The following is a 14869-nucleotide window of genomic DNA, read 5'->3' on the forward strand; positions in this document are numbered from 1 at the left end:
CGTATTCAATTTGTTTTTATATTTGTTTTTTCCTCTCAACATCTGTTTTCTAACCGCTGGTCATGATGTATATGATAGGTTAGATGCCTTCTTTGTTGAAATCGATTTCAATCTAATTTATACTTGGTGTACAGATCACACAATGTGTTTACTATGGATAGAAGGTTGATACTCATGGATATGAAATTCAAAATTGTCGACGTTGCCACCAGAGCAGGAGTTGCTCCCGCTACGGTTTCACGCGTTCTCAATGATAGCAGTAAGGTTACGCCTAAAACAAGAGACAAAGTCATGAAAATCATTAACGAGCTCGGTTATCAACCCAATGCCGCCGCAAAAAATCTTCGTTCGCAAAAAACAATGACAATAGGGGTCATTGTTCCGGATATCAGCAACTCCTACTTTTCCGAAATCATTAAAGGTATTGAGAACATTGCTTATTCCAAGAAGTATAAAGTGGTGATTTGTGATACCGAAAATAATGAAGAAAAAGAACTTGAATTCTTGAATTTGTTAACCACGCGTACCATCGACGGCGTCATTATGGTTGCACCCATGCTATCAAACGAAGTCATCTTGCAAATTGCAGATAATGGGTATTCCATTGGCATTGTTGGAAAGCAGATTGATCATGACCGAATTCCCTGCATTGTAACCGATAATGTGAAATTTTCAATGAAGGTTATAACTCATCTAGTGGAACTTGGCCATCAAGAAATTGCATTTATTAACGGTTCTGCCCATGCTGTTGACAGTTATGATCGTTTAGAAGGCTATTTGAAAGCTTTAAGAGAACACCACATTCCGTTTCGTCCTGAATTAATTGAAAACGGCAACTTTAATGAAACAGGCGGATATGAAGCTATTAATAGACTTTTTGCTAAAAAGATACCCTTTACTGCCGTCTATTCAGCAAATGACGAGATGGCACTTGGCGTATATCGGGCATGCTCGGAACTTGGCATCCAAATCCCGATGCAGCTAGCTGTTGTCGGTGTAGATAATAATCGAATCAGTAAATACATCACCCCTCCGTTAAGCACAGTAAATCAGCCGAAGTACACCATGGGTGCTCTTCTCGTCGAGAAATTAATCGACATGATGAATGAGAACGAATATGCGGAGAATCGTGTTTTTAAAGTGGATTCTGAACTGCTGATCCGTGGCTCTTCCGACTATGCAAAAAATGGACAGGAATGAGCCCCTGCCCATTTTTTGCATTATTTATTCTTTCAAAGGTGCGGCGGTTATAACAAATGATTTCAAAAACTTCTCCCAACCCGCAATGCCTTTCGCTTTCCCAATCAATCTGCCGCCTTGGTTGAGATCCGCTGTTACGTATATGCGAAAATGAAATCGATTTCAGTGAAATATTTCAACACGAATTTCTAAATCATTTGAGCCTAAAAAAACATCCGGCCTTCAACAATGGCCGGATGCTTTTGGATCTACAATATGTTTATATGTTAATGTTCGTTACTTCGCGGACCATGCCTCGATCAAAGCGTTGGCGTCAGTTGTGAGAATGGACTTCACTGTATCGGAGACATTATCCGTCATCGACTTGTTATTCAGATGCTTCAGAAAATCCTGCATATGCTTAGCCGCTTTGTCTATGTCGCCTTTGCCCAACTGATGCCGTGCCTGATCTAGGCTGTTGTTCAATTGGTTAACCAGCGGTCCCTTCAATTCACCGGCTTTGGCATAGCGGTCAATCAAGCTGAACAACCCTTCAGGGGTGGCTGCAATGGTAAAGCGGACAGATTCATCCGTCTTATTGCCGGCCTGATCGGTGATGACGATCTTCAGCGTATGGAGGCCTGGCTTGCCGGCCAAATCAACGGAACTGCCGTTGTCCAAACGCTTTCCGTCCAGGACGAGTTCCTGGCTCGCTATGCCAGACAGGGTATCACTCGCATTCAAGAGCAGCGTAATCGGACGATCGTCGGAGAAAACTGCACCTTCCACAAGCGGTTCCCCGTTTGCTGTCAGCACAAAGGCCGGCTTCGTTTTGTCAATCTGGACGATTAGCTCCTTCGTTTGCTCGATGTTGCCTGCAGCGTCGACCGAGCGGAACTGCAGCCGATACACGCCTTCGTTCTTGAAAACGATTGACCCGACATAGGTTTGCCATTCCGAGTTGTCCCCCACCTTGAATTCCGTTTTCGATACAGCGGAGAGATCGTCATGTGCCGTCAGTGCAACGGACCCCTCCGTGTTCAGCCAGCCGTTCCGCAGCGCCGGTTCAATCAGTGCTTCCGTCTTAGGAGAATTCACATCTTGCGGATCTACCACTAAGGCCGGCGCCGATATCATAAACTTGCGGGAATTCAGGTCTGTTCCCTTTGACCTTACAGCGACTTTGGATACATCGGTTATGCTACTTGGTAAAGTATAGCTTGTTGCGCCTGCCGGTAAGTCAGCAAGTACTATTGTGCCATTATAAACTGTGTAACCTTCGCTTAAGTTATTGGAGTCCCACTTCAGTATTTTAGCTGAGCCGTTAGTTTCAATTGTCAGATTCTGTGGAGGAGTTGGCGCATTAATCACTTGAACCTGTGTAAGGCGTGGAGGTCCTGTTAGATCCGTCCCTGAATTGCCCCCGGATGCGTTCTCTACCGTTACCTTGATATATCTGGAATGATAGGTCTTACCAAGATTAATTGGATAGGAACCATCCTCCGAGTCAGTACCTCCATTATTGTTGCCTGTTTCATACGTATAACCTTGGGCAGACTGTCTATCCACTTGTTTAAACGTCATTGCGTCAAATTCAGTAGCCGATGTATGGCTTCCAAAATCATCAGATACATAAACGGTTGCGCCTTTTAACCTTGTGGATTTTGCAAATAGTCTTAATTGGCTAAAATCCATGGCCTGGCCAAGGTCAATGACGAAACTGCCTTTTTTCTCTCCGTCGGTACCCAGCCATGAATAATTTCCGATTTGATTCTGACTGGTGACGTTGGTAACATTCCATTTTGTCGGGTCTTCCAAAACACCGCTCACCAGTTTGTTTGCATTGCCGTATTCGTTAGCCATAGCAGATTGTATCTGAATCGGGTTGGCACCTTCTGCACGGCCTACGTTATACGCTTTTTTATTAAGGGCTAGGTTTACTGAAGACAAACCTGATGCCACCTTGCTTATGGTGATATCGGCAAGTTGAAGCGAAGCGTCATAGGCAGAGTTGGTTCCGTTAGCGGAGCTGCGGTAAATGCCCCATTTTGGACGCAAATATTGATCAAATGCAGCTGGATACTCCGTCTCGAATCCGCCGACTCTTTCTGGTCTTCTCCAAATGTCTTTCGTACCGTCGCTTGCACCTTTGTTTGTAAACACTTGATAAACATCCGGGCTGTCAAAAGTGTATACCTTACCGGTTACCCTATCCGTAATCTTAATTGTGAACCAGCCGCTATCCGAAATAAGCGCGTTAAGTTCAACCTTAATCCAGTGGCCATCGATTTCTTTTAACGGAATTCGCATCATAGTCTTATCGCCGTCATATCGGTTATGATTCACGACCAGATCCCTGCTGTTCGTTCCAGAAATCGACATCGCGAGGATATAGGCGCCGTTTTCTCCGCCGTTGTTCCCGCCCGGTAAAGTATCAGGCGCTTGGCGATTCACAGCCTTCAACTGGAAGATATGTCGGAAGTTTGACTGATTCCACTGGTTGCCGTCCGGAATATTCCAAAGCCATTCATAGGATACCAAGTCACCTTCATAGGCTACAAAATCGCCATTTGAATCTTCGCTGGGGCGAATTTCAATTCGTTGCCTGTCCGTGACTGCCGCTCCGTCAACCACATAGCCTAAATTCCGATCAAAAACACCTTTGTGGCCATACTCGCCGTCGCGGACCTTATCGAGGAATTCATTATTCAAACCTCTGCCGTTCGCAATGACCTTAAACACATTTTTTTGCAAGGTACTGTCCCAAATGCTCTTAATATGGTCATCGGCTGCAGTCGCCTGAGGTTGATCACCGTAAAATTCGTGGTAAGCGTCTCTTATCCTTTTGGTCACGCCTTCTACCGGCTCGTCCGTCCCCATGGCGCCGCCTAAAATGTTATAAGGAGATACGCCTTCAATTGCGTTCATCTTGATCGTCTTGTCATTCGCTCCATACCCGCGGGCTGTTACGTCCAATGCAAATATGGATGGGTTGCCGCTGTTAAAATGAAAGGTGAATTCATTCGTGCCGAGTGGCAGTTTGGCTAGGTATGGAAGCGAGAATGTCACCATGCTGCCAGTTAACGAGTAATCGATATTCGGACTAAGCGTAGTTTCGCCTTTGGTTATGCTCGTAAGAGTCTGTCCGCTAGCAAGATTTATTTGTGTAGATTTAGGTGCAACCTGATCCCATGTACTGTAGGTATCCTTAGTCGGTACCAGTGCGGTTGCGTTAGAAACCGCATCTTTGCCGTAGATAGCCAAGCCGGATATACCCATCATTGAACTTGTATCATTTGCACGCTTATCACTAGGACCAACCAGTACTGTGTTGATCATCACATAACGTGCTGTAAACGGATACAAGAATGTCTTGGTATCATAACCCCATTGTTGTCCGTTATAAGTGACATAAGACCATAAACCTTCTGTTTCCGTCCCGCCAGCCAACGTCCAGCCGTTTGCCTTCCAATTGTAATTGTTCGCTGTGTCGGAGGCCGTGGGAGCACTTGCCCAAGAATTGGGGTCATTTGTGTAATAAACCTCAAATCTTGTCGCATTGCTTTGGATATTTGCAATTGTGTTGGGGATTTCAAGGTAAAGTTTATCAATCGTTTTTGGAGCGCCTAAGTCGAGGGTTAAAGCTAGTAGGGATGGCGAATAGTTACTCTTATAGACATTTGAGCTAGAATTACGCCAGTAACCACTGCCTCCCGATCGCAAAGCGTCTACTCCTGGATGATCTGCAGCTTCTGAACTTACCTTGAGATTCACGCCTGCTTGTGGTGTAAAACGAGATGGAGCCAACAGATTGACGGAACCAGTTGCTAAGGGGTTATAAACAGCATCCGTTACTGAAGAGTTGAGTTTGTTGATATCTGGCGTATTGGCATGAACCGTTGATACTGGAAGAACGGACAGATTAATAAACGAAAATGCAAGTGCAAATGAAAGAACTGAGCTTACTATCTTCTTTTGAACTTGTTGCTTAAACATTTGAAAGCCTCCCTATTTTCGTAATATTAAATGTTTACGGTTTCCGCGCCTATTTGTTCGGAGGTACCTGATTAAGCGCGTTTTCCGAGCTTAACTTTCACTGGCGCATGGGACGGTCTGCTGAGAAGTCAATTTTCGGCTTCTCAGACTCAACTGAAGAGCTTCGGATCGCCGACCTCTCGCTGAAAGCGCGGTTTCCGCGCCTATAAAAAAACAATTCTGCTTACAAGAGATAAAATCCGACTTAACTTCTTCTCATTATGAACCCCTTCTTTCCTCATTTTTGCGAGACTAGTAAACGCTTTCAATTACCATCATAATGAATCATTGAGATTTCTGTATTAGTTAATTTATGATACACATGGAATTTTTTACGATTTTACTTGCGCTGATCTCGTAAGCAGCAAGCAAAGCAAAAACGCTCAACCTCCCCGACTGTAATTTATCGGCTTAAGTTGAACGTTTCATGCTTCCTTATCTTATTCTCACTCTATTAATTTCACATTGAGAGGTATCAGAGAACCTACTTTTCGTTACTCCTCCCCCTCGTGTCTTCACCCAAAACTCTTGCTTCTAGAACCATTTGAAAAATATCCCCTCCTATACCAAAGGAAACTTTGGTTATAACGGTTGTTTCGTTTGAAATGTAATGAGGGTATCTGTTACCATTTTCCATGGGTATAAACGGAAGGAGGTTATTGGAACTGAATTTCATATTGCATTCAAAAATACAATCAACATAACGGAGGAAATAACAATGCTAAAAATCGCAATTATAATTGGCAGCACGCGTCCAGGGCGCAGAGGTGAAGCAGTCGCTCGATGGGTTCACGAGATCGCAGAAAAACGCAGTGATGCTGAATACGAAATCGTGGATATTGCCGATTTCAATTTACCGCTATATGATGAACCAAAGCCGCCTATGTTGGCTCAATATACGAAGCCTCATACAGTGGCTTGGTCGAAAGCAATCCATTCGTATGATGGCTTTGTTTTCGTAACGCCTGAGTATAATCATGCTATCTCTGGAGCGCTCAAAAACGCCATTGATTTTCTTTTCAATGAATGGAAAGATAAGGCCGCAGGTATCGTTAGTTATGGCGGTGGCACTGGCGGGGCTCGTGCTGCAGAAAACCTGAGACTCATCTTAGGTGAGCTGCATGTGGCTGATGTACGTGCTCAGGTCACCCTTTCGCTCTTTACGGATTTTGAAAACTATAGCGTTGTTAAGCCTGCACCACACCAGGAAGCAGCCGCCAACACGATGTTCGATCAAGTCGTCGCATGGAGCGGCGCTTTAAAAACGTTGCGTTAAGACTCCATCCAACCGAATATGAAAAAAAAGCTGGATAGGGTTTCGCCTACTCCAGTTTTTTTATTGTTAAATCAGTATTTCGAGTTACGCTTATACTCTTCGATCACAGCTTAAATAGAAATACTAGCTGTTCCCTACTCCCCCCTCTCCACTGCCTTTTATTACTTCAAAGTAACTATATGACCTGAAAGTGCGTACTTTTCATTCAACACTTCAAAGTGCACAATAATCATGAAACCACCAAGGAGTAGGAGAGGATACTTTATGAAAACAAATGAAACCACACCACACAAAACCGCTCTTGTTGTCGGAGCTAACGGCGTTATTGGAAGAAATCTTATCGCATATCTGGAGCAGCTTCACGACTGGGATATCATTGGTGTGTCACGACGAGGCGGGGAATCCAACAACCGAGTCCGATATATAGCCGTCGACTTACTTAATGAAAATGATATCCGTGAGAAACTTGGAAGTCTAACGGAAGTCACCCATATCTTCTATGCTGCTTATCAAGACCGTCCTACCTGGGCCGAATTGGTCCCCCCAAACTTAGCCATGCTCGTCAATATCGTCAATGCGATGGAGCCAATCTCTCCATCCCTCCAGCATATCAGTCTCATGCAGGGCTACAAAGTATATGGCGCGCACCTCGGTCCCTTCAAGACACCAGCTCGTGAAACAGATGCCTATCACATGCCACCTGAGTTTAATGTCGACCAACAGCAATTCCTCGAAAATCGACAGAAAGGGAGCAGTTGGACCTGGTCGGCGCTTCGCCCTTCCGTTGTATGCGGATTCGCATTAGGCAATCCTATGAACCTAGCGATGGTTATCGCAATCTATGCTTCCATGTCGAAGGAACTCGGGTTGCCGCTCCGTTTTCCCGGTAAGCCGGGAGCCTACAATAGCCTGCTGGAGATGACCGACGCGAGCTTGTTGGCCAAGGCCACCGTCTGGGCAGCGACAGATGAACGTTGCGCGAATCAGGCGTTCAACATTACGAACGGAGATCTCTTCCGGTGGAACGAGCTTTGGCCTAAGATTGCTACCTATTTCGGTCTAGAGACTGCACCTCCGCTGCAGGTGTCCTTGGATGTAGTCATGGCCGACAAAGAGTCGCTATGGAACACCATGGTGAAGAAGCATGGATTAGTGGATAACAGCTATAGTGATGTTTCCTCCTGGCGGTTCGGTGACTTTGTGTTTTCTTGGGATTACGACTTTTTTGCTGACGGCACGAAAGCGCGTCGTTTCGGTTTTCACGAGTTCATTGATACAGAAGCAATGTTCCTGAACATCTTCGAGGATTTGCGTCAACGCAAGGTTATTCCATGACCTAACACAAGAAACCGGCCTCTGAAATCCAGAGACCGGTTTCTGTCGTATCACTGATCATGTTTCATTCACGTCTGGTACCCGTTCTAAAATCTTGACCTTATCACCGTAAACACGTTCAACATGCCTATCTCCCCACCTGCACATGATATGAAGAAGTTCCTTCAAACTCCAGCCATACTCGGTCAGCTCATACTCGACTTTTGGGGGTACCTGGTTATATGAAATCCGGGTAACAACCCCATCCTCCTCCAGTTCTCGCAGCTGCTGGGTTAGCACTTTTTGTGTAACCGTTGGCATCAAGCTCATCAGCTCACCGTTGCGTTTCGTACCGAACGTGAGATGGAACAAAATGACTGGCTTCCACTTGCCTCCGATCACTTCGAGCGTTACTTCCACTGCCGTATTATATGTTTTCCCCAGTTCCAGCATAGGATTTGCATCGCCTCCCTGACCTTTACGATACCGTCTCAAGCTCGCGGCTGCAAGCCCTAAGTATTTTAACGTTCGTTCTAATGTCTTCGTTGCTCCCTCACTTCTCTTACTAAATTTGAGAAACCAACAATAAATGAGTTAATATAGATAACGAAGGAGGCGAAAAAGTATGGCCGATATGGCAACCAACATAGAAATAGGAATAAGTACTTTCTTGGAGACTACACCAGACCCAGTGACAGGAGAGGTCATCAGCCATGCCGAGCGATTACGCAATGCGGTTGAAGAAATCGTACTAGCTGATCAGGTCGGGCTGGATGTCTATGGCATTGGAGAGCACCATCGTGCCGATTACGCAGGAACCTCGCCTGCTGTCGTCCTTGCAGCAGCGGCTGCCATGACTAAGCGGATAAGGCTCACGAGCGCCGTAACCGTGCTGTCCTCAGACGACCCGGTTCGCGTTTATCAAGCTTTCTCTACCCTTGACGGCATCTCTAATGGTCGAGCCGAAATTATGGCGGGCCGGGGTTCGTTCGTTGAATCCTTTCCGCTTTTCGGATATAGTCTGGACCATTATGACGAATTGTTCGACGAAAAACTGGAACTACTGCTTAAAATCAGAGCTTCCGAAAAGGTAACTTGGCGCGGCGGTCATCGTCCCGCCATCCATAACCTCGGTGTCTATCCCCGGTCCGTTCAGAGCCCATTACCTGTGTGGATCGCAAGCGGCGGGAGTGCACAATCCGCTGTTCGGGCAGGAATGCTTGGCCTACCTATAGTATTCGCCATTATCGGCGGAATGCCCGAGAGTTTTGCTCCCTTAGTCGCACTCTACAAAGAAGCTGCCATGAAAGCTGGGCATGATCCAGACAAGCTGTCAATTGCGACGCACTCGCACGGATTTGTCGGAGAAACTACCGAACAGGCTGCCGATTTATTCTTCCCCTCAACGCAGGCCCAGATGAACGTTATTGGGCGTGAGCGGGGTTGGGGGCAGAATTACAATCGCGGAACTTTTGATGCCGCACGCAGTATTCGGGGTGCTCTTTATGTCGGCGATCCTGAATACGTCGCAGAAAAGATCATTCTACTGCGCAAAAATTTGGGGATAACGCGTTTCTTCCTGCATGTAAATGTCGGCACAATGCCGCACCGTGAGGTCATGCGGTCCATCGAACTGCTTGGCACTAGGGTTGCGCCAATTGTACGACAGGAGCTTGCCCGAAGCTAGACAAAGTAATCAGATGAGCTGTGGAGAACCCCTCCCTCACCTATTCAGTCAGAGAATATGAGCCTATGTTTGTATCGTTGGACATAAAATAAATACAGTTCCTACTTTGTGTGATCATAGTCGATTTGTCCGAAGTTGTTTGTTGCTGACGGAAGGATTCGTGAAATTTTCTAGACCTAGGGAGGTTATGGTTATGATCGTATCCGAAGAAATTTATCAGTCCTACGGCATGGATAAAGATTCCTTTATTGCGTTTATGAAAGAAAGAAGTCAGAACACCGCTATCCGCACGCTAGGCATTGAAATTGTAGAGCTAACTCCTGATCGCGTTGTAATGACGATGCCAGTCGGACCGGCTACCCACCAACCAGCAGGGATTTTACATGGAGGGGCTTCTGTCCTTTTGGCTGAGACCGCAGCTTCTATCGCTTCTGAAATAAATATCAATAAAGAAAAACATGCAGCTGTAGGACTTGAAATTAACGCCAATCACCTCAAAAGTAAGAAAGATGGTATCGTAACTGCTGTTGCAACTCCTTTACACAAAGGTAGAAAAACAATGGTTTGGGAAATTAAAATTTCCGATGAGAATAATCAACTCATATGTATTTCTCGCTGTACGGTCGCTATCATTGACAAAAAATAATTTTTCTTAATAAAAATGAAATGAACTCCTTCTCAGGAGTTCATTTTTATTTCAACATCTACGCACACTACATGCCATGCTCAGGTCGTCCCTCTAACCAGTCTTCAAGAGTTGCAACTCGATCCGGATATTTGTAGCTTCTAGCCAAGAAGCCAGCACCGTGTGCTAACATGGGATCTTGGTCTGTCGGTTGGTAACGCAAATCCACACTCCACCTTACTTCATCAGACTGATTCGGCGTTGACATATGGAGACAGCGATCGTTGAATAATATTGCGCTGCCAGCGGAAACGGGCAATACAACCGTCTTTGTGTTCCCTAATTGATTTTCCTTCAATGCCGTGTAACCGGTTCCAGTATCAGATTCTTGGTGCCATTTCAAAAGTGGTTTTCGGTGTGTCTTCGGTTTAATATGCAAACAGCCATTCACTTCATTAGCATCAACTAAAGGAATCCACACTGTAATGACAGGATTAGAATTAGCGTCCGGCCAGTATGATTTATCTTGATGCCAAGGCACTGCTCCAGCAGCGACTTTCGGAATCTTCGGCCTAACATTATAAACTGGATTCGAGAAGAGCTCACCCCCAATCAAAGATTCGACAGCATTAAGAATTTTATCGTTGCTCATTAAATGAAAATAACCAGGTATCCGGTCACGCCAACTTCGTCCGTATTTCAAAAATTCTTCAGCGGTTAAATGCTCAAAAAGTTCCGCTAACCGATATTTAAACGGGCGGTCAACCAATTTATCCTCAATTAATCCGTCACGAAACAATTCATCGGCAATCATTGAAACCTTGTACGTCATCGCTTCTTGCACTGGCGCTAATTCCTCATTTGATAATAAACGATCAAGTACGATGTAACCTTCCTCATTATAAAATTCAATTTGTTGTTTAGTTAAATATCCGCTATTATTTTCTTCCTTCATCTCTATCACCTTCCATTATTAAGTCTCAAAGGATAAAGAACCTTCAGACCCTGCTATAGGTTTGAAGGTTCTTTACTAACTCGTACGATCAGACGCAATTACTTATTTTTTATACACTTTGTCGTAGGCATCCTGATAGATTTTGATAAATTGATCCATGCCGGAATCTTTAAGGCCTTTCACGTAAGCGTCCCAATCTTTGTCGATGCTTTTAGCCCCCATGATGAACTGAAGCATAGACTGTTTGACGTAATCCGTAATAATCGGCTTCAACTGTTTTACTTGATTGGCTTGATCGTTCGTCAAGAAAATATCCGTCGGGAACTCTTCCTTCGGTTGATGTCCTTCATACAATTCCTTGGTGGCCTTATACAAGCGGGTTTCCAAGCCATCCATCGTATAGATTTCCTGGCTGGCTGCATACGAAGTTTCGCGATATTCAGCAGAACGAAGGTTCGGTCCCATTTGATTCCAATGATCGTTCTGCACCTGACCTACCCCGTAAGACGTTTCCTTAACCTTGAACTTGGCAGCAGTTCCGCGCGTGTTTTTATCGTTCGCATCCGCCTTCACCCAGTTACGGCCTTCTTCCCCAGAGTTGGACGTTGTTGTCCCCTCTTCGGAGTACAGATAATCGGCTAGACGAATTGCCGCTTCCGGATTTTTATTTTTATTCGTTATTGCAAACACAGAGTTGCCGATGCCGATGTAGTGTGCTGTGAATGAGGCTCCGTCCGGTCCTGTAAGCGGCGCGATCGGATCATAGTCTTTGTGACGTGTTGCTGTTGGCGATGCATCCGTGAATTCGCCGAACCAGCCTGCCGGGATAGCGCCGGCAATCGCCGTATCCGGGCTATTCCCTTTTTGGGTAAGCGCATCCGATTTTTGCGTAAATGCTTCCTTATCAATCAAACCTTCTGCATACAGTTTGTTCAAAAATTGCAAACCTTTTTTGAAGCCTGGTTGGTCGACCGATGTTGCCAGCTTGCCGCCGCTCATCATGAAATAGTTGTTATCCGCATTGTAATAGACGAACGCGTTCATCACGAACGTCTCAACATCCGTATGCCAACCTGTCGGTGAACCCGTGAACGCAATTTCGTCTGCCTTGCCATTGCCATTTGGATCCTTCTCCTTAAACGCTTTGAGCATGTTATAGAAATCGTCAGTCGTCTTCGGCGCGCTAAGACCGAGCTTTTGCAGCCATTTCGTGTTCACCCACATTTTGGCCGAGAATTGGCAGTGATAACATTCGTTTACGGAAGGGATCGCATAAATATTGCCATCTGGTGCAGTGATCGCCTTCTCCAAATACGAAATGTCTTTAAACGCTTTCTTAATGTTCGGAGCGTATTGATCGATTAACTTGTTTAACGGTATCAAGACGCCTTGTTGACCGTACAGCAGCTGCTCCTCTTTCGTTAGATTCCCTTGCATGAAAATATCGGGATAGTCGCCGCTGGCTAGCAGCAGCTGCTTCTTCTCATTCAATGCCGCTGTTTCTCCCGGTACAAGCTGCCAGTTCAAATGAATATTCGACTTTTCTTCCAAATACTTGGTAAACCAATTCGTATTCAAATCTGCAATATTAGCCGATTGCGGCGCGAAAGCACTCATCGTAATTTTATTTTTGGCGATAGGAAAGCCTGTTGCATTAACGTTCGCTCCCCCGTTTGCGCTTCCACCCCCATTAGGGCTAGCGCTATCCTTCGGCTCATCGCTATTCGACGTACAGCCGATTACAAGCAAAGTGATGAATAAAATCAGGACCACCGATAACCATGTTTTTCTGGTTCCTTTACTTACCATATTCAAAACCCTCCTTGTTTTTTATACATCATCAATCCTTGGGGGCAAACCTGATCTGTTCGTGCCTCGCATTCCTCCTTTCAATATCTAACTAAATTCAACCTTTCAGAGAACCAATCAATAACCCCTTAACAAAATGTCTTTGTACAAAAGGATACAGAATAAGTACGGGTGCGCTTGCGACTACGATCAACGAATATTTAAGCAGCTCCTTCAAGCCTTGCCTTTCCGCAAGTTCTCTGACATCTTTAATCATCGTAGGATCGATCGAGTTCAGGATCAGAATGTTCCTTAAAATAAGCTGCAGCGGATACAGATTAGCCGATTTCAAGAAAATTAAGGCTTCAAAATAGGAATTCCAATAGCCGATGGCGTACATGAGTACTAAAACGGCAATGATAGGTTTGGAAAGTGGAATCACGATTCGAAATAAAAACTTGAAGTCGCTGCATCCATCCAAATGTGCGGCCTCCGTTAGTTCCGAAGGAATCGATGTCTGGAAAAACGTCCTCGCCAGAATAACTTGCCAAACCGAAATCGCACCTGGAATAATCATCGCCCACCTCGTATCGAGCAAGCCCATCCCCTTCACGGTCAAATAATAGGGAATTAATCCCCCACTGAACAGCATCGTAAAAACGAATAATGCCGTAATGACGTTGCGTCCATAAAAGTTTTTGCGAGATAGTGGGTAAGCAGCCGTTATCGTCAATGAAACGCTAAGCAATGTCCCGAAGAAGAGATAGAACAAAGAGTTGCCGTACCCCGTCAAGATTTGCGGATTTTGAAACACGGCCTGATAGCCACGAAGTGTTGGTTCAACTGGGAACAACCAAACCTTACCTGAGATGACGGCTGATGACGAGCTGAATGATGAACTAACAATATAGATGAGAGGATAAGCTACGATAATCAAGCATATGATCAAAAACAAATAGACAAAGAACAAATAAATTCTGTCCACACTGTTTTCAAGAATGCGGGTAGGTGCCTTTCGCACTTCTAGCGTCAAAGTCTGATCGGGATTTACCATATTTTCTACCTCCTACCACAAACTCGTCTCAGAATTTTTTCTCGCCACATAGTTGACCACAATGAGCAGCAGCAAATTAACGATTGAATTAAACAGTCCGACTGCTGCGGAGAAACTAAAATTCGCTCCTACCAAGCCCATTTTGTAAACATAGGTGGAAATAACCTCAGACGCCCCAACATTAATCGCATTTTGCATCAGGTACACCTTCTCGAATCCAACGTTCATGATTTGCCCTGCATTCAGAATGAGCAAGATGACGGCTGTCGGCATTAAGCTTGGCAAATCGATATGAATCATCCGTTGAAAACGGGACGCACCATCCACCTTGGCCGCTTCATACAAATGAGGATCCACCCCTGCTAGAGCGGCAATGTAAATGACCGAGGCATATCCCGTAAACTGCCAAACGTCGGAAAGTACATACACGGTTTTGAAATACTCCGGCTTTGACATAATATTTTCCGCTGGAAACCCAAACTTATCCGCCAAGAGATGGATGAAGCCAAGCTGCGGGGAAAGGAACAGCATAATAATCGAAACCATGATGACTGTTGAAATGAAGTACGGCGCGAATGTGACCAGTTGTACGGCCCGCTTAAAAACCCCGTTTTTCAGTTCGTTCAATGCAAGTGCAAGTATAATCGGCGCCGGAAACCCGATAAGAAGCGAGTAAAGGCTAAGCAGCGACGTGTTCTTGATAACCCTCCAAAAAATAGGCAAATGGAAAAAGTCTACAAAGTGCTTAAAACCAATCCAATCACTTCCCCATATCCCTTTGGTAACCATATAATTTTTAAAAGCAATTTGCACGCCAGCCATAGGTACGTATTTAAAAATAATCAAATATACGAGTGATGGCAAGATAATCAGATAGAGTTGCCAGTTTTTCTTTACCATTCTAAGTGCTATACTCATGATACTCCCCCTCACTGCATTTACGTAAAAGTTAATAT

Annotated in this window: 11 protein-coding genes; 5 read left to right on the top strand and 6 right to left on the bottom strand. The window is 45.0% G+C overall.

What is annotated here, in order from left to right; genetic code table 11:
* Positions 1-180: 180 nt before the first annotated feature.
* Positions 181-1200, top strand: coding sequence for a LacI family DNA-binding transcriptional regulator (locus tag GC098_RS15630; protein ID WP_171644132.1), 1020 nt, complete (start codon positions 181-183; stop codon positions 1198-1200).
* 276 nt (positions 1201-1476) lie between these two features.
* Here the strand turns inward: GC098_RS15630 and GC098_RS15635 are convergent, their stop codons facing one another.
* Positions 1477-5175 (bottom strand): FIMAH domain-containing protein, encoded by a 3699-nt coding sequence (locus GC098_RS15635; protein WP_171644063.1) that lies wholly within the window; start codon positions 5173-5175, stop codon positions 1477-1479.
* 757 nt (positions 5176-5932) lie between these two features.
* Here GC098_RS15635 and GC098_RS15640 point away from each other — a divergent pair.
* Both GC098_RS15640 and GC098_RS15645 read left to right on the top strand, forming a co-directional pair.
* Positions 5933-6490, top strand: a complete 558-nt coding sequence (locus GC098_RS15640) for an NADPH-dependent FMN reductase (protein ID WP_171644064.1) — start codon at positions 5933-5935, stop codon at positions 6488-6490.
* A gap of 264 nt (positions 6491-6754) precedes the next feature.
* Positions 6755-7825: an SDR family oxidoreductase gene (locus GC098_RS15645; RefSeq protein ID WP_171644065.1), complete on the top strand. Its 1071-nt coding sequence runs from the start codon at positions 6755-6757 to the stop codon at positions 7823-7825.
* A gap of 57 nt (positions 7826-7882) precedes the next feature.
* Here GC098_RS15645 and GC098_RS15650 read toward each other — a convergent pair whose 3' ends face one another.
* Positions 7883-8257, bottom strand: a complete 375-nt coding sequence (locus tag GC098_RS15650) for a winged helix-turn-helix transcriptional regulator (protein WP_171644133.1) — start codon at positions 8255-8257, stop codon at positions 7883-7885.
* A 193-nt stretch (positions 8258-8450) separates the two neighbouring features.
* Between GC098_RS15650 and GC098_RS15655 the strand changes: the two genes are divergently transcribed.
* Both GC098_RS15655 and GC098_RS15660 read left to right on the top strand, forming a co-directional pair.
* Positions 8451-9491, top strand: a complete 1041-nt coding sequence (locus GC098_RS15655; RefSeq protein WP_171644134.1) for an LLM class flavin-dependent oxidoreductase — start codon at positions 8451-8453, stop codon at positions 9489-9491.
* 256 nt (positions 9492-9747) lie between these two features.
* Positions 9748-10137, top strand: coding sequence for a PaaI family thioesterase (locus tag GC098_RS15660; protein ID WP_246358635.1), 390 nt, complete (start codon positions 9748-9750; stop codon positions 10135-10137).
* A gap of 67 nt (positions 10138-10204) precedes the next feature.
* Here GC098_RS15660 and GC098_RS15665 read toward each other — a convergent pair whose 3' ends face one another.
* The 4 genes from GC098_RS15665 to GC098_RS15680 form a co-directional block, all read right to left on the bottom strand.
* Positions 10205-11071: a phytanoyl-CoA dioxygenase family protein gene (locus tag GC098_RS15665; RefSeq protein ID WP_171644066.1), complete on the bottom strand. Its 867-nt coding sequence runs from the start codon at positions 11069-11071 to the stop codon at positions 10205-10207.
* Positions 11072-11173: 102 nt separating this feature from the next.
* The gene (locus tag GC098_RS15670; protein ID WP_171644067.1) at positions 11174-12880 is read right to left on the bottom strand and encodes an ABC transporter substrate-binding protein; all 1707 of its coding nucleotides are present in this window, start codon (positions 12878-12880) and stop codon (positions 11174-11176) included.
* A 97-nt stretch (positions 12881-12977) separates the two neighbouring features.
* Entirely contained in the window at positions 12978-13913 is a 936-nt protein-coding gene (locus GC098_RS15675; RefSeq protein ID WP_171644068.1) for a carbohydrate ABC transporter permease, read from the bottom strand.
* 12 nt (positions 13914-13925) lie between these two features.
* Positions 13926-14831 carry an ABC transporter permease gene (locus GC098_RS15680; RefSeq protein ID WP_171644069.1) on the bottom strand — a complete coding sequence of 302 codons (906 nt, stop codon included), beginning with the start codon at positions 14829-14831 and terminating at the stop codon, positions 13926-13928.
* Positions 14832-14869: the final 38 nt, after the last annotated feature.

Origin of the sequence: Paenibacillus phytorum, from assembly GCF_013141715.1 — a bacterium.
GTDB classification, from domain to species: domain Bacteria; phylum Bacillota; class Bacilli; order Paenibacillales; family NBRC-103111; genus Paenibacillus_E; species Paenibacillus_E phytorum.